This is a genomic window from Agrobacterium larrymoorei, assembly GCF_030819275.1.
GTDB classification, from domain to species: Bacteria; Pseudomonadota; Alphaproteobacteria; order Rhizobiales; family Rhizobiaceae; genus Agrobacterium; species Agrobacterium larrymoorei_B.
On the sequence record NZ_JAUTBL010000001.1, the window covers coordinates 861,875 to 885,883 of the forward strand.

21 protein-coding genes, 1 pseudogene and 1 riboswitch are annotated in these 24,009 nt (G+C 56.9%); of the genes and pseudogenes, 4 read left to right on the forward strand and 18 right to left on the reverse strand.

The window, feature by feature from the left end:
- Positions 1 to 32 precede the first annotated feature (32 nt).
- The 8 genes from QE408_RS04000 to QE408_RS04035 all read right to left on the reverse strand — a co-directional run bounded on the left by QE408_RS04000 (position 33) and on the right by QE408_RS04035 (position 10,301).
- Positions 33 to 827, reverse strand: coding sequence for an ABC transporter permease (locus QE408_RS04000; protein WP_306928736.1), 795 nt, complete (start codon positions 825 to 827; stop codon positions 33 to 35).
- Entirely contained in the window at positions 824 to 1,741 is a 918-nt protein-coding gene (locus QE408_RS04005) for an ABC transporter permease (protein ID WP_306928738.1), read from the reverse strand. The genes QE408_RS04000 and QE408_RS04005 overlap by 4 nt, the downstream gene beginning before the upstream one ends.
- Complete coding sequence (locus QE408_RS04010; protein WP_306928739.1) at positions 1,738 to 3,243, reverse strand: ABC transporter substrate-binding protein; 1,506 nt, start codon at positions 3,241 to 3,243, stop codon at positions 1,738 to 1,740. Before QE408_RS04010 ends, QE408_RS04005 begins: the two co-directional genes overlap by 4 nt.
- 1 nt (position 3,244) lies before the next feature.
- A complete protein-coding gene (locus QE408_RS04015) occupies positions 3,245 to 4,105 on the reverse strand; it encodes a (2Fe-2S) ferredoxin domain-containing protein (RefSeq protein ID WP_306928740.1) in 861 nt (286 codons plus the stop codon).
- A gap of 30 nt (positions 4,106 to 4,135) precedes the next feature.
- Positions 4,136 to 4,325, reverse strand: a riboswitch (cobalamin riboswitch).
- Positions 4,326 to 4,849: 524 nt separating this feature from the next.
- Positions 4,850 to 7,675, reverse strand: a complete 2,826-nt coding sequence (locus QE408_RS04020) for a TonB-dependent receptor (RefSeq protein ID WP_306928742.1) — start codon at positions 7,673 to 7,675, stop codon at positions 4,850 to 4,852.
- Positions 7,676 to 7,829: 154 nt separating this feature from the next.
- Positions 7,830 to 8,957 (reverse strand): FecR family protein, encoded by a 1,128-nt coding sequence (locus QE408_RS04025; protein WP_306928744.1) that lies wholly within the window; start codon positions 8,955 to 8,957, stop codon positions 7,830 to 7,832.
- Positions 8,958 to 8,960: 3 nt separating this feature from the next.
- Entirely contained in the window at positions 8,961 to 9,467 is a 507-nt protein-coding gene (locus QE408_RS04030) for a sigma-70 family RNA polymerase sigma factor (RefSeq protein ID WP_306928746.1), read from the reverse strand.
- Positions 9,468 to 9,953: 486 nt separating this feature from the next.
- Positions 9,954 to 10,301 carry a hypothetical protein gene (locus QE408_RS04035; protein WP_306928748.1) on the reverse strand — a complete coding sequence of 116 codons (348 nt, stop codon included), beginning with the start codon at positions 10,299 to 10,301 and terminating at the stop codon, positions 9,954 to 9,956.
- 428 nt (positions 10,302 to 10,729) lie between these two features.
- On the opposite strand from QE408_RS04035, the gene QE408_RS04040 reads away from it, so the two are divergent.
- Together QE408_RS04040 and QE408_RS04045 are read left to right on the forward strand one after the other, a co-directional pair.
- The gene (locus tag QE408_RS04040; protein ID WP_306928750.1) at positions 10,730 to 12,433 is read left to right on the forward strand and encodes a PAS domain-containing sensor histidine kinase; all 1,704 of its coding nucleotides are present in this window, start codon (positions 10,730 to 10,732) and stop codon (positions 12,431 to 12,433) included.
- A gap of 1 nt (position 12,434) precedes the next feature.
- Entirely contained in the window at positions 12,435 to 13,058 is a 624-nt protein-coding gene (locus QE408_RS04045; RefSeq protein WP_306928753.1) for a response regulator transcription factor, read from the forward strand.
- A gap of 166 nt (positions 13,059 to 13,224) precedes the next feature.
- On the opposite strand, the gene QE408_RS04050 is transcribed toward QE408_RS04045, so the two are convergent.
- From QE408_RS04050 to QE408_RS04085, 8 genes and pseudogenes are all read right to left on the reverse strand, one after another.
- Positions 13,225 to 13,767, reverse strand: coding sequence for a DsbA family protein (locus QE408_RS04050; RefSeq protein ID WP_306928755.1), 543 nt, complete (start codon positions 13,765 to 13,767; stop codon positions 13,225 to 13,227).
- Positions 13,742 to 14,244 (reverse strand): annotated as a pseudogene (locus QE408_RS04055) (redoxin domain-containing protein). Before QE408_RS04055 ends, QE408_RS04050 begins: the two are co-directional and overlap by 26 nt.
- A 12-nt stretch (positions 14,245 to 14,256) precedes the next feature.
- The gene (locus QE408_RS04060; RefSeq protein WP_306928757.1) at positions 14,257 to 14,874 is read right to left on the reverse strand and encodes an HdeD family acid-resistance protein; all 618 of its coding nucleotides are present in this window, start codon (positions 14,872 to 14,874) and stop codon (positions 14,257 to 14,259) included.
- A 619-nt stretch (positions 14,875 to 15,493) separates the two neighbouring features.
- Complete coding sequence (locus tag QE408_RS04065; RefSeq protein WP_306928758.1) at positions 15,494 to 17,239, reverse strand: cation:proton antiporter domain-containing protein; 1,746 nt, start codon at positions 17,237 to 17,239, stop codon at positions 15,494 to 15,496.
- Positions 17,240 to 17,562: 323 nt separating this feature from the next.
- The gene (locus tag QE408_RS04070; protein ID WP_306928760.1) at positions 17,563 to 18,216 is read right to left on the reverse strand and encodes a BON domain-containing protein; all 654 of its coding nucleotides are present in this window, start codon (positions 18,214 to 18,216) and stop codon (positions 17,563 to 17,565) included.
- Between the two features lie 214 nt (positions 18,217 to 18,430).
- Complete coding sequence (locus QE408_RS04075) at positions 18,431 to 18,934, reverse strand: Hsp20/alpha crystallin family protein (RefSeq protein WP_306928762.1); 504 nt, start codon at positions 18,932 to 18,934, stop codon at positions 18,431 to 18,433.
- A 13-nt stretch (positions 18,935 to 18,947) separates the two neighbouring features.
- Positions 18,948 to 19,331: an Hsp20/alpha crystallin family protein gene (locus QE408_RS04080; protein WP_306928764.1), complete on the reverse strand. Its 384-nt coding sequence runs from the start codon at positions 19,329 to 19,331 to the stop codon at positions 18,948 to 18,950.
- A 12-nt stretch (positions 19,332 to 19,343) separates the two neighbouring features.
- Positions 19,344 to 19,784, reverse strand: coding sequence for an Hsp20/alpha crystallin family protein (locus QE408_RS04085; protein WP_306928766.1), 441 nt, complete (start codon positions 19,782 to 19,784; stop codon positions 19,344 to 19,346).
- Positions 19,785 to 19,968: 184 nt separating this feature from the next.
- On the opposite strand from QE408_RS04085, the gene QE408_RS04090 reads away from it, so the two are divergent.
- Both QE408_RS04090 and QE408_RS04095 read left to right on the forward strand, forming a co-directional pair.
- Complete coding sequence (locus QE408_RS04090) at positions 19,969 to 20,886, forward strand: DnaJ C-terminal domain-containing protein (RefSeq protein ID WP_306928768.1); 918 nt, start codon at positions 19,969 to 19,971, stop codon at positions 20,884 to 20,886.
- On the forward strand, positions 20,887 to 21,240 hold the full coding sequence (locus QE408_RS04095; protein ID WP_306928771.1) for a chaperone modulator CbpM: 354 nt from the start codon (positions 20,887 to 20,889) through the stop codon (positions 21,238 to 21,240).
- 88 nt (positions 21,241 to 21,328) lie between these two features.
- Here the strand turns inward: QE408_RS04095 and QE408_RS04100 are convergent, their stop codons facing one another.
- Both QE408_RS04100 and dnaK read right to left on the reverse strand, forming a co-directional pair.
- A complete protein-coding gene (locus QE408_RS04100) occupies positions 21,329 to 21,916 on the reverse strand; it encodes a nucleotide exchange factor GrpE (protein WP_306928772.1) in 588 nt (195 codons plus the stop codon).
- Complete coding sequence (dnaK, locus tag QE408_RS04105) at positions 21,909 to 23,822, reverse strand: molecular chaperone DnaK (protein ID WP_306928774.1); 1,914 nt, start codon at positions 23,820 to 23,822, stop codon at positions 21,909 to 21,911. The genes QE408_RS04100 and dnaK overlap by 8 nt, the downstream gene beginning before the upstream one ends.
- Between the last annotated feature and the right edge of the window lie 187 nt (positions 23,823 to 24,009).

Here is a 24,009-nt window from a genome sequence, read left to right on the forward strand (position 1 = left end):
AGCTCGCTGGCGATTAAGCGCAACCTTTAATATTATAAGGAACTTCCCTTTTTTTGCACATGCGCCAATTCCTCTCTATCAAGCATCACACTCAAGGTGAAAGTCGTCAAAGCAATCGCTGCCCCTGGCCAGAACATAAGTCGAGGATGATCGAAGATAAAGGCGCGGTATTCAAAGAGCATGGAACCCCAATCGGGCTTCGATGGATCCGATCCGAGGCCGATGAAAGCCAGCGAAGCATATGAGACGATGGCTAGACCAGCTTGATTTCCCGCATAGGTCACCATCAAAGGCAACGTGTTGGGCAGCACGTGTCGTGTCATCATTCTAGCGGGTGACACACCAAGACTATGCGCCGCGATGATAAATGGCTGCCCTAAGACGCGTTTTGTCAAAGAATGCGCGAGGAGAGAATGGGGCCCAATCGCGGCAAGCCCGAGCGCAAGCCCCGCACTCAAGGGGGAGAGGCCGAAAAGCGCTGCGGCAACCAGCGCGATGATCAGCGTCGGCACCAGCACGAAAAACTCGCAACTACGCAAGATCAAGGCTTCTACCCAGCCACCCAGCACGGCAGCAGACGTGCCCAGAAAACTGCCCACGACAAAGCCTATCGAGCAGACGGCGAAGATCACACAACCGGTTCTCCACCCACCGACCAGAACGCGGGAAAGCAGATCACGCCCCAGTTGATCTGTTCCTAGAAAATGCTGGCTACTACCAGACGCGTAGCGGTCCAGAAGACTGACCGCGTTCGGATCATGCGGTTGCCATATGCCACCGGCGATCAGAAACGCAAAAACCAGGAGCAGCAATCCGTAGCGGATCATAAACGAGTTCTCGGATCGAGATGATACATGACAAGCTGGGCTGCTGCGTTCAACAATAGCATCCACAGCGCGATGACCATCACATAAGCCTGCAGGACCATCTGGTCCCGAGCCGCTATGCTCTGAACCAGAAACTGGCTGATCCCCGGAAGGCCGAACAAGATCTCCATCGTGGCGGTCGATCCTACCACCCACCCAGCTTCAGAACGGACGGCTGCGAGCAGCGCGTACAGTGCGCTCTGGCGGCCATGACGCCACAACGCGGCACCTTGGGAAAGCCCCTTCGCCAACGCTGTGACGAAGTGGGGCGACCGTGTAGTCGCTATAAGGTCGTGGCGGTAGACGCGTGCCAGCGTGGCAACCGAATGAAGTGCTATGAGCAGCACCGGCAGGATCAGTGAGGTTGCATCGTTGGAAAACGGTTTTATCCACTTCAGCTGCACTCCCAGCACCCATAGCAAAATCAATCCTGACCAGAAACCCGGCACTGCCTGTACGAAAACGGATAGAGCGCGACTAAATTTGTCTACGGCTCCCCCGGGGGACGCAGCGGCAAAGAAGCCAAGCGGGATGGCAAGGATCACTGCCAGTAAAAGGCCGGACAGGCCCATGAAGAGCGATAATGGCAGACGCTCAGCAAATTCTCGCAATACCGGCTCTCCGGTGCGAAAGGACCGGCCCCAGTCTCCTGTGAGGAAATTGGACAGCCAATGGAGGTAACGGAACGGAATAGGTTGATCCAGCCCCCATTCGGCGCGCAGAGCAGCATATGTGGCTTCTGTTGCCGGAAGATTCCAAAGATGTATGGCAATGGAGACGGGATCAGATGGCATCATGGCGATAACCGTGAAGGCGGCGAATGAAATCGCCACCAGCCCGATGACCGATCTGATAAGGGGCCAAGTCAAATTCACTCGCTCTTCGCTTCGCCTATATCTGCTCGCAAGACGTGGTAATCCGATCCCCACGGTTCATATCCTTGGAGCCGTTTCGAGAGTCCAACATGCCATATCGGTGACACGAGAAACGAGACAGGCACATCCTCAAACAATTTTTGCTGCGCTTGAAGCGCAATGCTGGCGCGCGTCTCCGGGTTGCTCTCCGACGCGAAGCGATCGACGATGGCGTCAAACTCCGGCGATGCGTATTTGGCATAATTCAGCGAAGCGCCACTGCGCAGCATCGAATTCATGAAGAAAGCCGGATCGCCGCTTGGCGCCGTGTGTTGCGCCCAAAGTGCGATATCGAAGTCACCAGCGGCGGCGACCTGCTGGATGTTTTCGACCACCTGTGTGTCGAGTTCAACACCCACTCTGGCGAGTTCGGCCTTCACGACGGGAAGCATCGTAACGAGATCGGGACGTTGCGGATAGGTGATCGCCAGCAGGCGCAGCGGCTGTCCATCCTTTTCAAGGACACCGGTGGCGCCCTTTTTCCATCCCGCTTCCTCAAACAGCCTGGCCGCATGGTTCAAGTCTGTCACTCGGGCATCTTTGCCAGCAAACGAGAAGTATGGGGCATAAGCGCCCGTCGCTGGCTCTCCGCCGTTGATGGCCGCCGCCAATTCACGTCGGTCAAACGTCAGATCAAGCGCCTGACGTATCCTGACATCTCTCAACAGTGGGCGGGTTGTGTTGAGAAATGCCAGATATTGATATCCAACTGGAAAGGACTTGATAGTCAGATCGGGATTGTTTTTCAGGCGGCTGACGACCTCTGATGGCAGTCCGAAAGCAAGATCCAACTCTCCCGCTTCCAGCGCCAACGTCATACTCTGCGCGTCCCCGAACTTTCGGAACTCAACCTGCGAACGCTTGTCTGAACCGGGAAAATAGGTGTTCGGCTCGAGTGTAATGGAAGCGTCACTTTTGAAGGCAGCGATTTTGTAGGGGCCGGTGAACGTTGCCTCACCATTCGCCGAGAGTGTGTAAGCAACCATCGGCCACTCCGCAAACAGAGCAGGGATGTAGGGTATCGGTTTTTCTGTTTTCACCTTGAGCGTTAAGTCGTTGACCGCTTCGAAGCTTAGCTTCCCACCAGTGGCAAGGGCGGCTTTGTTTTTCGCAAACGTGTTCTCAAAACCAGTTGCCAGAGCCTTTGCCGTGACGGCAGATCCGTCAGAAAACATGCGGCCTGGCCTAAGCTCTATCGTCCACGTAACATCGTCGTCGCGCTTGGCACTTTCAGCCAGCTCCGGAACCAGTTTGCCGTCGCGGTCGACGGTAAACAGATTTTCGCCAACACCATGACTCGTCAATGCCCAACCGTTCGAACCTTTGGCCGGATCAGTGCCACTGGTGATGTAGGTCGCACCAACATGGACTGCGTCCGCAGCGACGGCAGTTGAAGCCGCTGCCATTATGCCAACGGCAGCGAGCCCAGCAAAAGCAACGCAGGACGTGAATCTGGATAACATCTTATCTCCTCGGATCAATTTGGGGATTTCTCAGGCGCTGCTTGTGGCCTGTGGGGTGATACGCATAAGTCTCGACCACACGGCCGCCGAGTAAGTGGCAGGATATGATGTCATCCACGGACTGCTCGGTCACTCCGCCGTAATAGGTACCCTCTGGAAACACCTGTAATACCGGTGCCAGACTGCAGGGCCCGAGGCACGTCGACTTCGCCGTCATAGTGCCTTCGCCGACAATGCGCAGTTTCTGACGTTCCTGCTGATTGCGTAGATGGTTCCAGATCGTATCGGCACCTGCGCTGTTGCACGTTGCACCAGAGCAAACGAGAACACGGTACCGCTGCTGCGGCACGATCGTTCCCTCGAGAGCAACAGCTTTTCCTTCGGCACTCTCAACGATTTTCGGCTCCCTCAGAAGATCAGCAACCAGCGGTAACATGAAGGGAGAGGAGGCGATGTCTTGAGTGATCGATACCCCAGGCCATGGCTGTTCCGCGGAGCCTCGCCAGCGCTTTATCGATTTGTCTAACCATCGGAAAAAGCTGGGTTCCATCGGCAAAATCAACGGAAGGATGATGATGTGGTCAAGGTTTCGGGCCACCAGGGCAACCAACCCTTCGAACAATGAGGGCGTACCTTGTTCGGTAAATGCAAAACTGACGACGTCCTCGGGGCATAACTCGCCCAGTTGCGCTGCCAGTCGCTGCATTTCCCTATGGGGCGCGGCCGCAAAGGCGGATTTTGCAATCAGGAGAATTCCCCGCCTTGCTGGTCGATCTGGATGATGTTGTTCGCTGCGCACTGCCTGAATCTCAATTGGAGGAGACAGCAAAAATGATGGCGCATCTGACCACACCGTCAGCACGCGATCATTCCTGTGGCACACCCCGACCACGGAATTGTATATCGTCAGGCAGGTCTCCTGGCTCGCGGGTCAATGCCGTTTTCCGTCTTCCCGGCAATTCTGCCAGTGACATATCGGACAAACGGCTCGCCGCTTACAGTTGCGGGACAGCTCCGGTTTTGCACCGAATTCCCTCTTAGCTTCCACCGAGGTGAAAGAACCATGACCGGCCAAATCTACATGGCGCGCCATTCCTGTCAACGGCGCAACACCATCGCAAAAGCGTGGCGGACCAACTTGCAATGAAAAAGGATTTCCATTGATCATTTGCAGACCGGCGCGCGACGCTGAAGCTCAAATGTCTGTACGAACGTCCCTTAGAGTGAATTTACCGCGCCCGCTCGACACGATGATCTTGGGCGGGACAGCACTGGAGTTTCTTCGTCAAATTCTGGCATTCGAGGAGTGCACCGAGGTGGGTTTCTTCATTTTAAGTCACAAGAATTCTCATTCAGCCGATGTGTAATGTTATACCATTTATGATAAAGTCATTGCGACGGCAAGCTCGAAGTTCGCCACGTTGGAAAAAGGAATCGACGCCAGGTGTGGATGGAGCCGGTTTCGACTATTGACGCTTCCGCATACCGTCATGGGCTTTCAAGACTGCCCATGAGCCGGTAAGCGCCAGCACCACTAAGCCCAACGTCCGTCGACAGGCTCCATTCCTTTTCCATCAACGAGGCGGGGTTGCCGCTGTGACATCAGTCAGAATTTTGCGGTCAGGTTGAGCCGGAACGTTCGACCCGGTGAAGGCATCAGTCCGAGCGTCAGCGTATCCATGTAGTAGGTGTCCGCAACATTATCGATGGCGGCGTCGATCTTAAGGTTGTCGTTGACCTTATAGCTCGCGAAAAGGTCAACCACAGTGTAAGGTTTCCACTCCACATGGGTCAGGCTTCCACCTGTGGAGTTTGATACCCCCAAAGCGGTCGTGGGACGGTTGCCGATGTAATTCAACCTGCCGCCGAAGGTAAGAGTCTCGTCCAGAGCGCGCATGCCAAGAGTGAGCGAGAGGCTGTCTTTCGGCGGAAGCTGGTTGATGACATAACTATTGGCAACGCCGCCGCTTGAGCAAAGGGCTGTGTACGACGTCCCAGAAACCTGTCCGGGACGAGAGCAGAACTCTGTTCGTAGGTAACGGGTGTAGGACAGGTCGCCAAAAAAGTCGCCCGCGTCGTAGGATGCTGCCAGCTCAACACCCTCCAACTTGGCATAATCGATATTGACGATGTAGGCTCTCCCTTGATTGAGAGATCTGGTGAGATAGTTGTCCACCCGATTATGGAAATAGCTGGCCTTCAGTTTGAGTTCGTCTCCTGCGGTGAAGATGCTATCGCTCATCACATTAGATCCAAACTCCCATGTCCGAGCGTGCTCAGGCCGCAGGGGATTGGCTTGGCCCGGTGGAAAATCGCCGCCGTAGAACGAAAATCCTCGTGTGGTCTCGAAAAGGCTGGGCATACGCAGAGCTTCGGCATACTTCGAGTAGAACTGGATACCGTCCCAGGGTTCCACCATAACGCTGCCCATGGGAGCAAAGCCGCTATCTTCATAGGATTGATAGACGCCGGAGTTCGAGGTGGTCACGGCGGGAAGATTGGTCGAGCCGGGATGGGCTCGACGATATGCGGCCCGTTCAGCCGAGGAATTGAAGCTCAGCACCTGGCCATTGTAGCTCAATGGATAGGTGGTCGTTTCCCATGGGCGAGTGTCTCTCGATTTGAATTCTGAATATCTGAGAGAACCGTTCAACGTCAGCCATTGCGTCGGCTTCCATTCACCGGAGGTGAAGATGCTTGCTTCACTCCGGTTTCCCTCTCGCGCATTCGGTAGATTTGCTCCTTCGCCTGGCTCGATAAGCTCGTGCGTGAAGGAGCCTCCGTAGTTGAACGACAGGTCGCCCCAAGCGGTGTCGAAACGTGACGTATTCTCCGCATTGATGCCCCAGCGCCGGTTCGCAGCACCATAGTAGTTGTCAAAAGTGGGATCAGCCGGCGTGCCGACAGCGGGCCAATACCATTGCATAGGCGTTGTGAGATCGGCGTTCGTCATCCATGCAGACAGTTTGACGTTCACGAGATCTGAATCCTCAGGATTCCAGCCATATTTGGCTGTATACGTATCCATCTCTACCTGGCTCAACGTGGCTTGATAGGCCCCATAATCTCCTGAATATACGATCTGGGACGGCATGATCTCTCCATATCGGCTTTCATAATGAATGTAGCCGAGATCGATCTTCTGATCGTAGGGTAACCGAACGGTGGTTTTTAAGAGGGTCGAGGTATTGCTCTGCGACGTGTTGAGAACCTCTTCCCCCGCACGGAACCGGTTCAGGCCGGAGAACCCGACCCCAGTCCAACCGGACCGGGGGAGACTGCAAGTCAACTGTTCTGTGACCCTGCCACAATCAGGAAACAGAACTGGACTGGGCACATCGCCCTTCGTGCCGGCGTGGTAATTACCGTTCTGGCGACGGGCAAAGCCAGCGACGATATCGAGGTTTTCAGATCGATATGCAGCGGCAACACTGCCGTTGCCGCCGGTTGGCTCCAAAAACCCAGGCCTGTCCATACCGTCTGATCCCCCAAACGAGCCGGGCAACGATGCGCTTGGATAAGCCTGCTGGCCGTATAACCCGCCTGTCGTGTAGAGTGGCGGAATGGATGAGCTGTTGGAGTTGAATCCCCCCTTGAAGCGTACACCGAAGCTTTTATCGGGAAGGAGAATGTCGTCGGGCGTGATCGTATTCATTCGAACGACGCCACCGATCACACCTGCTCCATCCGCGCTGCTGTTCGGACCCTTCTCCACCATGACACTGCCAATGAAGTCCGGATCTATGAAAGAGCGCCCCGCGACGCCTGCATATCCCCGATAGACGGTGGTTTCCTGTTGCGCACCGTCCACGACCACTGGGACGCGCCCCTGCCCTTGCATACCGCGTATGTTTACGTCCAGCGCAGCACCATTGCGGTTATCGCCATTGAGCACACCTGGTGTTCCGGAAAGCATGTCGCCCACAGAGGTGCCGCGAAACCGTTCGATCTTCTCCCCAGAAATATAGGTGCTGGATCCGGCTGTCCGATAAGGATCGTCCGCCAGGGTTCTGGATCCTTTGATCACGATGGGGCGAAGAACTGTCGCACCCTCGGCGGACGAGGCACCACTGTCGACGTGAGCGCTAATGATGACGGTACGAGGATCCAGGAAACGGTAGGTCAGGTTCGATCCTGCAAGGATTTCGGCAAGCGCCCTCTCAGCAGTGAGAGTGGAGTGTATCCCGAGGGTCCGATGATCGCGCACCGCTGCCGCATCGACAGAGATTTGAAGCCCAGATTGCTGGCCAAACAGGGTCAGGGCGCTCGCCAGTGGCTGTGGAGCAATCGCAAACGCCTTCCGCGCGTCAGCCATCTCCTGCGCCCTGGCGTGCCCGGTCATCGCCACAAGAGCACCATTGAGCGCGGTTGCCATCAGCAACGCCGTTGTCCAGATCGCGCGAATTGTCCTGTTGTTTCTCTTCTCAGCCATTTTTTGAACGCCCCTAATGCACTTCCGAGGGAAAGCGGACGGCAGCGCCGTCGACCTCCTGAACAAGAAACGGATGGGCATTCGGAATTTTCAGGAAAAAATGCAGTGCGGGGAAAACAACCAGGTGGAAGAGCTTGAATTCGGGCGCAAACTCCTATCGAGCGGAGACGACGGCGAGCCACGATCCCGCGGTATAGATGTTCGCTCCCTGCGACTGCGCCACGGCGCGAAGCGCCGTGATGGGGTCGGCAAGATCGTAGACCCCGGTCACTCGCTTGTCGCGTAGGCCAGGTGCCGCGACGATGATACGGCCACGGTAATACCGGTTCAGCGCATCGATAACATCACCGACAGCAACGTCCTCGACCATCAGCGTGCCGTTGCGCCATCCGCCGACCGCAGAAGTCGAGGTCGTGCCGCGCTCGATCGTACCTTTCCAGTCGACGCGCTGCCATTCACCTGCTTCGAGTGGCGGCCCGGCCTTCCCGTTTCCACAGGCGGGACAGTCCACCAGCACACGACCATGCGCCACCGAGACAGCTACTCCATCGCTGTTCATGCGAATATTGAAACCGGTACCGAGCACAGTTGTTTCAACACCTTGAGCGTCGACCGTGAAGGGCCGAGACGGGTCGTGCGCCACCTCGAAATAAGCCTCCCCTGCGAGCAGCCGCACGTCGCGCCGTCCTTGAGCGAAAGACAGCGAGACGGCGCTGTCGGCACCGAGGGTCACGATAGATCCGTCTTTAAGACGAACCTGCTGGCTTTGGCCGGTGCCTGTCTGGTAATCCGCTCGGAGCCAGAGACCTGCCGTTGGTGCGACCAAGATGGTGATCACGGCCAGCGCACCAGCCAGAGCCGCCGCCAGAACGGGACGTCGCAACTGCCAAACGCGGCGTGGTGGATGGACTGGAAAAGCAGGCCTTACGACAGCAGCCGATCCGTACGAACCGTCTTCGGAGGTCGGTGCGTCGAGCGCCGGCTGCACGGCACCAAGAACGTTCCAGAGGCGCTGCGCATTATCCCAAGCCTGCGCATTCTCCGCAGAAGCAGTCTTCCAAGCGAGGAAGCGCGTCAAAACGGATTCGTCGTTATCCTCTTCGCGCAGGGCAACCAGCCACTCGAGCGCTTCGCGCGAACGTTTATCAATATCGCTATCGTGCTGAATGATGATGGGTCCCTGCTTATTGAACTCGTCGTAAGTGAACCAGCGGCCCTTTAGGCCATCTTCTATTCGAAATAACGTATAGGGCGCGGCTTTTTTTAAAACTATTCCCGTCACGGATCATTTTGTTCTCGCCACCTGACGGCGGCAAGCCTCCAACCCGTCAACGACCAAAGAATGGGCTAGCGATACCGAGATATCGAGCCGCAGTGCTATATCTTTCAACTTGCAGCCGTGAAACCGGTATAACTCCACAGCAAGACGAGTGCGTTGAGGAAGCGCATCCAGAGCCTTTAGGACAGCGGCGAGTTCGTCGCGGTCGATCGCGATCTGTTCAGGAGATGGCGCTGTCTCCCCAATTTCTTCGGTCAGCGCAGAAGCATCGAACATCCGGCCTTCGAACATGCAGCGACGTAGGGCGTCCAGAGAAAGATTTCTGACAATCCTTTTCAGATAACCAACTGGTTGCTCCGGTCGGAGGCGAGCGTCGGCTGAATTCCACCGCAAAAAAGCTTCCTGAACAATGTCCTCTGCGCGAGCCCTGTCACCGAGAATGGCAGATGCGAGATCGATCAGCTCGACCCGGTGCAGTAAATAGAGGTTCAGCGATCTGTCCGAATAGCCCAATATCCCACTCCCGGAGGCAACCAAGCCACTGCCCGGAAAACCTCGATGCCGCTGGCAACAAAGCAACGGCAGGCACCCTTTTTTTCGTGTCCAGCCTGACGTGCATCGCTCGCCGTTTGCTGATGGCTACATCATTTTCCAGGCCAGCCCGGTTAGTCTGAGAGGTGAGCCGGTTGGTCGAAGTGCCCTATGCCGCACGGGGAATAGCGGGTCCTGATCACAGCGGATGTCTCTCTCGACTCGCCTCTCTTCTTCACCCCGCCGCAGCCTGCAAGAAAAGCGCACGACACGATTGCTGGACGTCGATAAGTGTCGAGGAGACGCCGCGCAACAGGAATGTCATGGACTGAAACACCCCATTTCTTGGCGGAAATTAAAACTTGAGTATTAAATTCTTGTTTTTGTTGAGCACCAGCCGGTGCGAATGCTGATGACACGCATAGACCCCAGGTTTGAATCCCAGACCTGTGTTACAATTCCGCAACATTAATCCGTTCCCACAAGACCACGAAGCTTGCAGCCTTCCTCATGACCGATAGCCGGTCTCAGCGGAGAGCTGCTCTGGATCGGACCGGTGCCGATGTCGTCGCACGGCCCGACCTCCACGCTCCTGCGAACAATCTCGTTTTCCCCCACCCGATCCCGACCGGCCTGCTGGCCACACTGATAGCGAGCCTTTCCTGTTTTGCTCATCGGGAGGAAGGTATGGGAACAGTACGAGTTTCCGACCCCGGACGGTGCTCTCTCCGCAGCGGATTGCTGCGAAAACGCAACCGCTGCGGCTGGTGGCAGGATCTCGGCCATTTCGACACGAATGCCAACGTGCATACCCACCTGCATGTACCCATGCAATTGGGGGATCCTCGCTTAAAGAATCCACCGGCTATACGAAGCCGTTGACAGTAAAATCGCCGGCGGAAAGCTGTAATTAAGTTTACGTGCGGAGCAGGCTCCAGATTTCGCTCGAGAACCAGACACTCAGGAATTCACCACGTTCGCTGGCCCGCCTGCCGGTCCTAAAATAACGTATGGGCAATCGAAGCGCGTAGTGTATAGTCTCCAAGATGTGGTTGCTAGGCGGTCTGTCGACCTCCGCATTTGGAAAACATCGGAAATTGCACCGGCGGCATCATGAAAAGTTCCGACCCAATGGACGGCTTGCTGGCAGGCGCTAATTCCGGAGATGCGCTCATGTTGCTCTGCTTCAGTATTTGCGCAGCCGGTCAAGTTTAGAAGTGCGTCCTGTATTTGGATCAGGCGACATGTTAAGGGTCAATGGGCTTTTCGAACCACAAGAGCTCAAGCATTGCATTCGCGATCTTGTCGCCCTTTCGACTCTGCCGACAAGCTGGAAAGACTACAACTCGCAGCAAATTGCTGAGAGTGTGGCCGCCGAATTGATTTCCATGCTCAATGCCGACATCATCTATGTGTCCTCACCGGGGCTGGGCGATGACGCCCCCGTGGAAGTGATACGAACGAGCTTCGTAAGCTCTGCCGAAGCGATCGATCGCATCAAAACCATCGTTCGTGGTGCCTGGCTGGACAAGCGCAAGCAGGCATTCGGGATCGGCAATACCTTTGGGAATGGCGAATTGCATTTCGCCAGCGCTCCGATAGGCTTTGGCGAAAATGCGGGGATTGTTGCAGGCTCCCTCCATCCTCATTTTCCAAGCGATGCCCATCGGCTGCTTCTCGAAATTGCCGCAAGCCATGCGACACTGGCTATTGAGCGCGGATATGCGGATGCCCAGCAACTGCGTATGGCGAGCCTTGTCGAGCGATCTTCCGAACTCGTTGGCTTTGTCCGGTTAGAAGGCAGTGTTGACTATCTGAACAAGGCTGGCTGCGAACTGCTGGGGCTCTCTGGCCCCCAGGAAGCACGGCATCTCAACATCATCGATTTCATAACTCCAGATGAGCGAAGCCGGGCGCGCCGCAAGTTGCTGCCACAGGTTATGGAGACTGGTCGCTGGCTTGGAGAGCTCAATTTCCGACACTTCAAAACAGGAGAAGACATCCCTTTTTTGGTAGATTGGTTCCGCATCGACGATTTGCTTACGGGCCGTTCTACAAATATGGCGACAGTCAGCCGCGATCTGAGAGGGCAAAAAAAAGTAGATAAGAACCTTCAACGCCTGAACGTGTTACTTGAGCAGCGGGTGTCCGAACGTAACTCGGAGTTGGCAGAAGCGCTTAAACGGCTAACCTTTGAAGCCGCTGAACACGCGCTTGCAGATGTCCGCGCTCAGGAACTGCAGCTAGAGCTCCTTCATGCGTCCCGCCTCAGTGCAGTAGGGCAAATAGCTGGCGCATTGGCGCATGAATTGAAACAACCGCTGACCGCGTTGACAAACTTGGTCAACGCTGGGCGCCACATGATCTCAAAAAACACACATACGGTGGAGTCGGTGCAAGAAGTGCTCCATGAGGCTTCAGCCCAGGCACTCCGCGCCGGTGAGATCGTCCGCCGCCTCAGAGAGTTCGTTAAGCGTGGCGAGACGGAAATGCGGATAGAAAAACTCCCTGACTTGATCCGCGAAGCCAGCGCCCTCGCTTCCATGGGAAGCGGAACACACGGCGTACGCACCAAGCTGAAATTTGACCCGCGCGCCGATGCGGTATTGGGGAACCGAGTTCAACTCCAACAGGTCATGCTCAACTTGATACGCAATGCGCATGAGGCAATGGTGGAGAGTGAGCGACGCGAGTTGGTGGTCTCGACATCACGGCTCGACGAGGAAACGATTGAGATCTCGGTGGCAGATTGCGGACCCGGTGTTCCGGATGAGATTGCCGAGCATCTTTTCGAACCCTTCCACACAACGAAACCGGACGGGATGGGCTTGGGGTTGTCGATCTGCCGCATAATCGTCGAAGCTCACGGCGGCACGCTGCAATATGAGCCTAACCTCGGAGGCGGAGCGATCTTTCGTATAAACTTCACTTTCCCACGGGAGCAATGAAATGGAGGTAGGTACGTCTCCTTTCGTTTATGTTGTTGATGACGACCCAGCGGTACGTCGTTCGCTGGAGCGCCTGCTGGACGCAGTTGGTTTCCGGGTGACTTCCTACGCGACGCCCAAGGCATTTCTCGGTGTGGCGGAAGATTTGGCTTTAGGCTGCGTTCTGCTGGATCTTCGCATGCCTGAGATGGATGGCTTCGAGGTTCAGGCTCGCCTGCTGTTGATCAACCCTGGTTTGCCGGTCATCGTAATAACGGCTGAAGGTGATGTCCAAAGTGCTGTCCGTGCGATGAAGGCAGGAGCAGTAGACTTCATCGAGAAGCCATGTTCTGACGAGACTCTCATTTCGGCTATTGAATCCGCGTTGCGTGGCATCGGCATGAAGGGTCGGACAGAAGATATCGCTGCCGCGGCTGTGCTAATAGGGACGCTCAGTCCACGGGAGCGGGAAGTTCTGGAAGCACTGGTCGCCGGGCAGCCAAACAAGGTCATCGCCTTCAGGCTCGGCATCAGTGTGCGCACCGTCGAGGTTCACCGCTCACGCATGATGGAACGTTTGGGCGTGCGTCAACTGGGCCAAGCGGTCAAACTTTCAGTTCTCGCAAGCCTGGCAGAGGGTGGGTGAATGGCACCTGCGGCACCGGTAGAGGCTAGCCCGCGGGCCGCTACACTTATCATGCTGCACGCCGAAACAGCCGCGACACCTGGATCACCCCATCACTTCGGCAACAGGCACTTCGGCAACACGCCGCGAGTTCCGGGATCTGCGGCACGATTCGTACAGAGTCGACTCAAACGGCGGACGGCGAAGCATCCATCGCTTCCTGTATTGACATACCAAGCTCGCGTGCGCTGAATCCGCCTTGGTGTCGCAAGCCGTTCACAAAGAATGTCGGCGTTCCGTTGACACCGCTGCGGACACCCCCAATGAAGTCAGCCTGAATTTTGTCGGCATGCAGCGACCGAGCGATCGACTCACGAAGTGCGATCTGCGACAGCTTCAATGTTCCGGCAATGGCAAAAAGAAGTTGCATGCTAAGCCGGTGCTGGTTCAAAAAAATCGCATCATGCATGTCCCAAAACACGCCTTGATCGCCGGCATACTCCGTCGCCTCGGCTGATGACGCTGCGAAAGGATGAACCTCGACCAATGGGAAATGCCGAAAGACGACACACAGCTTCTGACCATACAGGCTCTCTAAGGATCGGACGACAGGATTTGCGAGAGCGCAGAAGGGACACTGGTAGTCGCCATACTCCACGAGCGTGACGCTCGCGCTTTCACCACCACGCTTGTGATCGCGCGCATTAACGGGAACTTTGAGCGTCGACATTTTTTTGCTCCAGGTTTGGCATCTGATCGAGCGCGTCAAGAATGACATCCGCTCCGGGATTGACCGCGACCGGCGACAAATAGCTCCACGCGATCGTGCCGTTCTCGTCAACGATAAAAAGGGCTCGAGCGCATTCGCCGACGTCATCGCGATAGACGCCATAGGCCTGAGCCACCTGCGCCTTGGGGTGAAAGTCCGACAGCAACGGGAAATGGAGGTCCGATCCCGAGCGAAGGCCTGGTGACACCAGGCGCTATCGACAGATATGCCCAGTAGGGACGCGCCCTTCTTTCGAAATTCGGAAAGCACGTGATTGTAGAGGGTCATCTGGTCCCCGCAAACTGGGCTCCAGTCTGCGGGATAGAAGGCCAGGATCACGCGCCGGCCCGTAAACTCGGACAGCGAGAGGGTTTGATCCGGCGTTACGCGTAAGGCAAAAGCGGGCGCCTTTGTTCCTCGTGAAAGAATCCCCGACATATGTTGCTCCTGTCACTCTGTTATTCCCGTGGTGGAATGAGCGAGATCGCCTTGCAGGCCGACACTTTGAGATCTCAGCTTGTAGGCCAGAGCCAGCAGTGTCGCCCCTAGAACAACGGCGTGTGCGCCGGTCCAGAAAGTCAGCACGAGGGCCCCGACAAAAGGCCAGAAGATCAGCAGAACTCCGAAGACGACGCTCGCGATGCCGCCAACCACCAGCCAGACGCGACCGTGATCGATCCTGAGCCGGTAAGCCGAGATCAGCATGAAGGTGCCAGATACCATCGCCCGTGAGGCGAGTAGAATGACGAACGCCAAGATTGTAATACCGGGCCACAAGATCGCGACCGCACTGGCGGCGACACCAAGGATGCCGCTGAGCAGCAGCCAGATCCAGCGCTCTCCTCTTCGCGCACCGCGTATCGATGCAACGATCCCGAAGATCCCGTCGATGAAACTGAACACGGCGAAAACCATCACAAATGAGAGCATCGTGATAAACGGCATCGCGAAAACGGCGATGCCGAACAGGATCGCGACAACGCCCTGCAACGCGACTGCCCACCAGTTTCTCGCGAGCATGTCATTCATCGACTCAAATTTGCGGCTATCGGGCGATGCGATAATCATAGTGTTCTCCGTTCGCGTCCGGGATTTAAGTAACCAGTTGGCGCTGGCAGCGCGTGCTGGCATGCACGACATGTCATAAAGGATAGGGTAGTTGTGCCGGGCGAGCCGTGATGATCGTCAGTTTTTAGTTCACCGATAGCGTTGTGTTGATCGACGGAGGAGGAAGCCGAGATGCCACACCTGGGAATCTCCGCAGTGATAAGCCACCTGCGCCTCGCCCGTGGCCGCTGGTCGTTCTGTAAAGGGCTGGAAAGCTGAGCTTGATCGCTGTCCGCATTGGCAGGCGTATCGCCACTTCCAGACGGAAAGTTGAGCTCATGCCCCAAAGAACTCAGCCGCGCATGACTTGGTGCCAGCAAGGCAGCTTGAGTGGAGCGACATCCATCTTCTTGCTTTTCTGGCGGACCACAAGGACGTTCCGACGCGTGCGCACTCGACGCATCCGCGACCTTTCCGGCGGGATGGGCGTTGCGACCGTGATCGCCGCAAAACATTCAAAGCGGCAAACGTGACAGAACCATCCTGCGCGAAAACAAGGTTATGTCTCCGGTTCGGCTCCACCATCGGCAAGGCGCGGTTGAGAGACGCCTCGATCTTTCAGGTTGTTTCGGCACCTCGGTCAACGGGCGCTTATGCCGTCTTCCCTCGTCTGTCCCTGCACCAGCTCCACCCTAACTGTGTCGACGACGCGGGTCGCGTCATCCCTCGTTTTGCCGCACAGCAACAAAGCCCGGTCGGCAAGAGCAAGACCAGCGGCTAGATTTTCCGGAAACACCGCAGTCGCGTTGAGTTTGGCAAAGTCCGCTATGTCGAGGTCATCAGCCGTTGATACGAGCGACGCTGGTGCCCGTTCAAGAGCCTTCACTTGATGCAGGATGCGTTTCACCGTGCCTTGATGATCGAACGTAATGACAACCAGAACGGCTTGATCCAGCCCTGCCGCCTCAAGAATGCGTCGATGTCCTGCGTCGCCGAATACGACCTTTTGAGATTTCCGCTGGGCAGTCCGAAACCGCGGCAGATCCATCTCAATCGCCACGTAAGGGACCTCCGCCGATTCCAGGACCGTTGCGACGAGGCGACCAACACGACCACAACCACACAAGATGACGTGATCCCGGAGGCCAAAGCTATGGGCGCGGATCAAAGCTTCCGTCGCGGCGATGCGACGATCTCGACGACCGAATGGCCAACCGGCCCAGTGGTTGCGCTGGATGATGAGCGGGGCCACACCCATCGTGAGGGCAAGAGCAATCAGTATCGGCTGCCCCAGTTCCGGCGATATAACGCCGGACTGAAGCGCAAGCGACATAAGCAGTAACCCAAACTCGCCGCCATGCGCGAGAATCACGGCGGTCCTTGCCGCTGCCTCGCGGGGCGCCCCGGCGATCAGTCCTGTCACAAAGGTCAGCAGCACCTTTACGGGAACAAAAACCAGCACCCAAAGGATGATCGCGAAGGGAAATCTCGGTATTGCCGACAGGTCGATACCCATGCCCACGGTGATAAAGAACAGCCCGACCAAAACGTCACGAAACGGCCGGATGTCCTCCTCGACGCGATGGCGAAATTCGCTCTCACCGATGACGATGCCCGCGACAAACGCTCCGATCGCAGGAGCAAGACCTGCAAGGTGAACGAGATAGGCGGTGCCTATCGCGCTCATCAGCACCCACAAAAGGAAGAGGTCGGCGGAACGGGACCTGAGAACCCACGAGAACCCGAAGCGGATCAAAGGCCGCGCGATGACGGCTGCCGCGAGCAGCGCACCGGTTGCAACTGAAATTTGCTTGAGAAATGCCATGGGCTCCAGGGTTTCACCTTGCGACAAAGCGTCCGCCAGGATGAGAAAGGGGAGTGTTGCCAGGTCTTGGAACAGCAATATTCCAAGCGCCAGCCGTCCATGCCGACTGGTCATTTCGCCCTGCTCAGCGAGTTGCTTAAGGGCGATGGCTGTCGACGACATCGCGATGGCGCCGCCTATGATAATTGCCGGCTGTAACGCTACGCCGCTCAGGAACAGCCCGGTGGCCACGAGAGCGATCGTCATGCCAACCTGCAGGCTGCCAGCACCAAGCACATCCCACCGCGCGCGAATAACGGTGGGAACAGAGAATTCGAGGCCGACCATGAACATGAGAAAGATCAGGCCAAGTTCCGCTAGAAACCGTGTATCCTCCGCCGAACCGAAAACGCCGAGGCCATGCGGCCCGAGCGCCACACCGACAAGAAGATAGCCTGTGGCGGCTGGCATCCGAAGGAGGCTTAGAAGACCAACCGCAAATCCCGATGCAACGATGAGGATAAGTGTCCGGGCTAGCAAATCGTGCATTTCGGCCTCGGGTCTCTGCGGCGGATACGACATGGCAACTGGACGTCCGGACCAGATTCCTTCTTGGCACGCTGACGCCGTTCGGACAGGTCAGCGCAAGAACCATTCTCCCGGCAACTGGCCATTTCAGGGAAATCTGTTCTTGCAGGTCTTCGAGGCAGGCCAAGATGTGGGGCGTTGCGCGAACGAAGATCACTCAGGAGACATGAGTTGATTCCAGCCAGGCCAACCCGGTCCAGATCCATCTCCTCTTGCCGATCAGTTCCCGGACTTTCCTGAGGGATCAAGCGACCAACTCCTCTCGAAGGATCACAGCCGGGCCAAGCAATAGCCCGGCTGATATCAACGGTGATTGATCACGGCGAGATGGTAATTCGGTTGTCCACCTTGGTGACGCCAGGCGCACGCCAAGCTGCGCGCTCGGCTTCCTGCCGTTCCGCCCACGAACGAACGGTACCTGTGAGGGTCACCTCCCCGCCGCTGGCGGTTACGGTCACCCGGTTCGCATCGACCTCAACCATTCGTTTCAGAGCATCCTCGATCTTCGATTTGATCTCTGTTGGAGTGGCGCGCGGCTTCAGCGTGACTAGGTTGGAGATACCCCGCACACCCTTGACCTTTCGCACAGCGACTTCGGCCCGATTGCGTTGATATTCCCACTCGACATTGCCTTCGAGGGTCACCCAGCCGTTTTTGACGACGACTTTGATGTTTTCGTGCGAGTAGGGCAGTTCATACTTGAGCGCTTCGACGGCGGAGCGCGCAATTTCGGGATCGGGTCTTTCGTGGATCGAAGGCAACCTGACTTCGATATCGTTGGCGACGCCGAGAACGCCCCGGACCCTTTTCGCCGCTTTCTCCGCCTCATACTTCTGGGTGAAGCTGCGCACAAAGCCGCTCAGCGTGACCACCCCGTTTTTCACTGCAACCCCGACATCTGAAGCATCAATGTCCGGATCCCATTTGAGTTCGCTTTCCACGTCTCGCTTGATGTCACTGTCTGTTGTCATGTCGCGATCCTCCGCTGTGAGTGATGAAGCTACACGTCGAAGGCTTCCTTCGTACGCAGCATCCAGAAGCTAGCTCGCCTATGGTGGTTCGGCCTTGACGGTCATCAGCTTTGCCGGGAATCCCGTTGAAGACATTCGCTCGCTCGTAAAACAAGAAAGCCCGCAACCGTGGGCGGTCGCGGGCAACGGGGGGCGTTTCATAGGGAGAGATGAATTAACCCGCCTGGACTGAAACGCGGCGGGCCTTAGCCTGGGGCTCTGTGGATTTTGGTATGGTGAGGGTTAGCACGCCGTTCCTGAATGTGGCCGTGGCCGCGTCAGCAATGATGCCGTCCGGAAGCGTTATCGTTCGCTCGACGGTGCCATACGCTCGCTCTTTGACGAGAACGCTATTTTCCTCAAGCTCATACTCCGACTTCTTCTCGCCACGGATCGTCAACAGACCGTTGCTGATCGACACATCTATGTCGGCTTCGCTGATGCCCGGCAATTCTGCGGTGACTTTGACCTCTTTGCCGTTATCACCGACATCGACACGAACGTCGTCCAGATGAGACGTCCGATCGATAGCGGCGAACGGATAGGAAATGGCGCGCCAAAAATTGTCGAAAGCGCGCTCAACTTCCGTTTGCAGCCCCGACATCGGGTCTATCGGTGTAGAGCGGGTGGTAACGTCGCGGCCGGAGCCTCGCCAGGGAACGAGATCTGTGATTTTCATTGCATGTCCTCCATCATCCCGCTTTGACGCTTATCTTGGCAGCGGGGGATGGCGCGGCTTTGGGCAGTGTCAGCCGAAGAATGCCGTCCTTGAAAACGGCCTCGATCTTCGCGGTGTCGATAGGCTCGGAGACTGTAAAGCTGCGCTCATAGCTCCCATCACGATACTCCGCATGCACCAGCGCATAGCCTTCAGGCGCAGTGGAAACCGATCGAGCGGAGATTCGCAGGACACGCTGGTCGAGCGTGACATCAAGACTCTCCGGATCCGCGCCCGGCATGTCGAGTATGAGATGAACGCCAGACTTGTCTTCGATGATATCGGTTGGCGGGTTGAAGACAGGTCCGGCACGGGTGCCTTCTGCAGATGCTGTGCCGTTGGGTTGGTGATCGGTCATTGTGGTTTCTCCTCAGGACCGGCTGACGGTGATCTTGTGTGGCCTATCCGCATCTGGACGGGGTAGATCGAGCCGGAGCACGCCGTCCTTAAAAGTCGCGGTCGCCCGTTCGCCGTCGACCCGGAACGGCAATATCAGGTTCCGGGCAAAGGCACCGGTGACGCGCTCCTGGCGATGAATGACAGCATCCTCCGCTAAGGGTTCCATCGCTCGCCTGCCACTCAAGGTAACGGTGTTGTAATGGACCGCGACGTCGAGATCCTGCGGCGACACGCCGGGTATCTCGGCCGTGATCACCGCTCCATTGGTTCCGGCCCAGACATTCATCAAGGGTAATTCGGGTCCATCCGCCAGCCGGAAATTGTCAAACAGACGACTCATGTTGCCTTGTGCAGAGCGCACCTGGCGGAGCGGGTCGAACCATCGCCCCGTGTTTTCGATGTTAGGCTGCATGCCGATCTCCCTTCTTGAATAGGAACAACGTCCAGGTCTTCAAAGGTGCATCCGCGATGCACAGGTCACATTGATGACCGTCAGTTTCAGGCCTTAAAATTCGTGTATTTCTTTTGGGGTTCTGGCAAAAATCTCCAGCGGCCTCCCCGACGAGGGGACGTTTACGAAGGGCGGGGCAGCGAAGATGCCGATAACCAATGGCGATCCATATGCAACCCTCGGCGTCAAGCGCGATGCCTCGCAGAGCGATATCCAGTCGGCCTATCGCCGCAAGGCAAAGAAGCTCCATCCCGATCTCAATCCCGGAAACAAACAGGCTGAACAGGATTTCAAAGCACTGTCGGCAGCCTACGAGATCCTGCGCGACGAAGAAAAACGCCGCAAATTTGATAATGGCGAGATCGATTCTACGGGCACGCAAAGGCAAGAACGGCGATACTATCGTGACTTTGCCGATGCCAGCACGGCTGGTGGGTCCTACGACGATGGCGATGGCTTCGCGGATTCGGCCGGCGGCGACATCTTCGCCGAATTTTTCTCTCGTCAAGAGCGGCGGGGTTTCCGCGTGCCCGGTGCCAACGTCCGGTACTCAATGGAGATCGACTTTCTCGATGCGGTCAACGGCAGCACACGCCAGGTCAAGCTATCAGACGGCGAGATGGTGGACATCCACATCCCCCCAGGCACCCGAAACGGGCAGACCCTCAGGCTGCGTGGCAAGGGCCACGCCGGCGGAGGTGGGGCGGAAGCCGGTGACGCTCTGATTGAACTTCACGTTCGCCCTCATCCTTTCTATCGGCGCGAGGGTGATGACATTCATCTGGACCTCCCGATCACGCTTGGCGAAGCCGTCCTCGGTGGCAGGGTTAAAGTGCCGACACCTGCCGGACCCGTGGTTGCGACCATACCGGAGAATTCGTCCAGTGGACGGATTCTGCGCATCAAGGGAAAGGGCGTGGCTCGCCCAAAAGGCTCTCGGGGCGATGTCTATGCCTTGCTGAAAATCATGCTCCCCGAAAGTCCGGACGCCGAGTTGAAGACGTTCGTCGCCCACTGGTCGGCCGGCAAAGTCTATAATCCTCGAGACAGGATGGGAGTGTAGATGATGAATCAAGAAGAATTTGCACATAACCTTCAAATCGATATCGCTCAGTTGCGCGCCTTGACGGAGCGAGGCTGGATATCGCCTTTGATGATCGACGGGCAGGAAACCTTCCGGGACGTCGATCAGGCAAGAGCCGAATTGATAGCCGATCTAACAAATGAAATGGGCATCAATGATGACGGCGTGGAGGCCGTGCTGGTCCTGCTTGACCAGCTTTACAGCCTCCGCCACGCCGTCGGCGACCTTATCGACACATTGGAAGGACAGCCCCTTATCATTCGGCGTCGTATCGTCGCGGAGGTCCAAAAGCGCAGGAGACTTGCGCATCTGAGATCGCGTCCGCGTCGATGAAACAATTCAAGACGCGCAAGCCTTGGGTTCCAAGATCACCGACAACAAAACCCGCCACAACCACGTCGCAACGGGTGGCTCAGCCTGCTCATTGGATGGCGGTTCCATTCTTTTGCTGTCCCTTGATCGCAACACCAACCATCGCAGGCCTGAGCAGCCGGCCGTGGAGCAGATAGCCCGGCTGCAACACCTCAACGACAGTGCCTTCCTCGGCGGCCGCATCGGTGTGCTCGCGAACCGCGTGATGAACGTGCGGATCGAAAGCCGTGCCGAGCGGATCGATGCGTTGCAATCCATGGCGGGAAAGCGTGGATAGCAGATTGGATTCCGTCACCTCCACGCCTTTTAGGAGCGGGCCGACGGTGTCCTGGTCAGATGTCCCTTTCGGAACACTGTCAATCGCCCGCCGGAGATTGTCGAGCGTGTCCAGCAGGTCTCCCGCCAATTGCGAGGCCGCAAACTTGACGGCCTCATCACGCTCTCGTTGCATCTTCTGCCGGATGTTCTGCTGCTCGGCGAGCGCCCGCAACAATTTGTCCTTCACATCAGCCAGTTCGGCCTGCAGGGATGCCTCTGAGCCCGTGTCGGGCTTAGATCCAGCACCCGTCGTCTGGCCAGTTGGGTCCGATCTTGCCACGTTCGGCTCGTCCTCTTTCCGAGAGTCCGCGTCAGCCATGGTGCTCGTCCTTGCTGTCGACTTCATCGAAATCAGCGTCCACGACATCCTCGCTCGATGCGCCATCCGACGCGTCGCTGGCTCCAGAAGACGATGCGCCGGATGCTTCATGCACCTTGGCTCCAAAATTAACGGAAGCGATATTGAGGGCCTTTGTCTTGGCCTGTATCTCGTCCACGGAGTCACCGGCAATCGATGACTGTAGTTCTTCGATCGCTTTTTGAACCGGTGTACCGTCAGCCGGTGAAGACTTTTCCTTTGCTTCGTCCAGCGCTTTCTGGCTGATGCCGATCTGCGCATCGGCCTGATTGCGCGCCTCGACCAAAGCGCGCCTCTTTTTATCTGCCTCGGCATTTGCCTCAGCCTCCTTGACCATGCGGTCAATATCGGCCTGAGAGAGTCCACCGGACGCCTGGATCTTGATTTGTTGTTCCTTGCCGGTGGTCTTGTCTTTTGCCGTGACATTCACGATGCCGTTGGCGTCAATGTCAAAGGTCACCTCGATCTGCGGCACGCCACGCGGCGCGGGCGGAATTCCCACCAGATCGAACTGGCCGAGCAATTTATTGTCGGCAGCCATTTCCCGCTCGCCCTGGAAGACGCGGATCGTCACGGCGTTCTGATTGTCTTCCGCTGTGGAGAATACCTGGCTCTTCTTCGCCGGAATAGTGGTGTTGCGCTCGATCAACCGCGTGAACACGCCGCCAAGCGTTTCGATACCCAACGACAGCGGGGTAACGTCGAGCAGCAGCACATCCTTGACTTCGCCCTGCAGTACCCCCGCCTGGATGGCGGCACCGATCGCCACCACCTCGTCCGGGTTGACGCTCTTGTTCGGCTCTCTGCCGAAGATATCCGAGACGGTTTCCTGGACCTTTGGCATGCGCGTCATGCCACCGACAAGAACCGCTTCATTAATGTCCTCGCGCTTTATTTTGGCATCCTTCATCGCCGCCCTGCACGGTTTCTCGGTGCGGCGGATGAGGTCATCGACCAGATCCTCGAGCTTGCCCCGCCTCAGCTTGATCTCCAGATGTTTTGGGCCATTCTGGTCCGCGGTGATGAAGGGCAAGCTGACTGTGGTCTCCAAAGCCGAAGAAAGTTCGATCTTGGCTTTCTCTGCTGCCTCTCTAAGCCGCTGCAACGCCAGGCGATCTTTACGGAGATCTATTCCCTGTTCCTTTTGAAACTCGTCCGACAGCCAGTCTACGATCCGTTTGTCGAAGTCCTCGCCGCCCAGAAACGTATCGCCATTGGTCGCCCTGACTTCGAATACGCCATCGCCGATATCGAGAAGGGAGATATCGAATGTGCCACCACCAAGATCGTAGACGGCGATCTTTCTGCCATCTTTTTTGTCCAGCCCATAGGCCAGTGCGGCAGCGGTGGGTTCGTTGATGATGCGCAGAACCTCCAGCCCCGCGATCTTTCCCGCATCCTTTGTGGCCTGTCGTTGGCTGTCGTTGAAATAAGCGGGTACGGTGATGACAGCCTGGCTGACCTTGCTGCCCAGATAGGCTTCCGCTGTCTCCTTCATCTTCAGCAGAATATGGGAGCTGATCTGGCTTGGGCTATATGTCTTTCCCGCGACCTCGATCCACGCATCGCCGTTATCGCCTTTGACGATCTTGTAAGGGACCAGCTTCATGTCCTTTTCCACCATCGGATCATCGTACCGCCGGCCGATCAGTCGCTTAATGGCAAAAATCGTATTCTCGGGGTTGGTGACGGCCTGTCGTTTTGCCGGCTGCCTGACGAGAATTTCGCCGTCTTTGGCAAACGCCACAATAGAGGGGGTGGTCCGACCGCCCTCGGCATTCTCGATGATTTTAGCCTGCGCGCCTTCCATCACTGCGACGCAAGAATTTGTCGTACCCAGATCGATGCCGATTACCTTGCCTGCCATGTTCTTAGCTCCCAATGTTGAGGGCAACGCGACTGCCGCGCCACGTCCGAAGTCTCGCCTGTAAAAGGACTGCCGACCTTGACGCCCGTCAGTTTCACATTCCTATGAGACCAGACGCGCGAAGCCTCTCCGGGGGTCGGCACCTCTTTTCGTGGAAGAAAGAAGGGGTCGGCTCGGCGAGCATAAG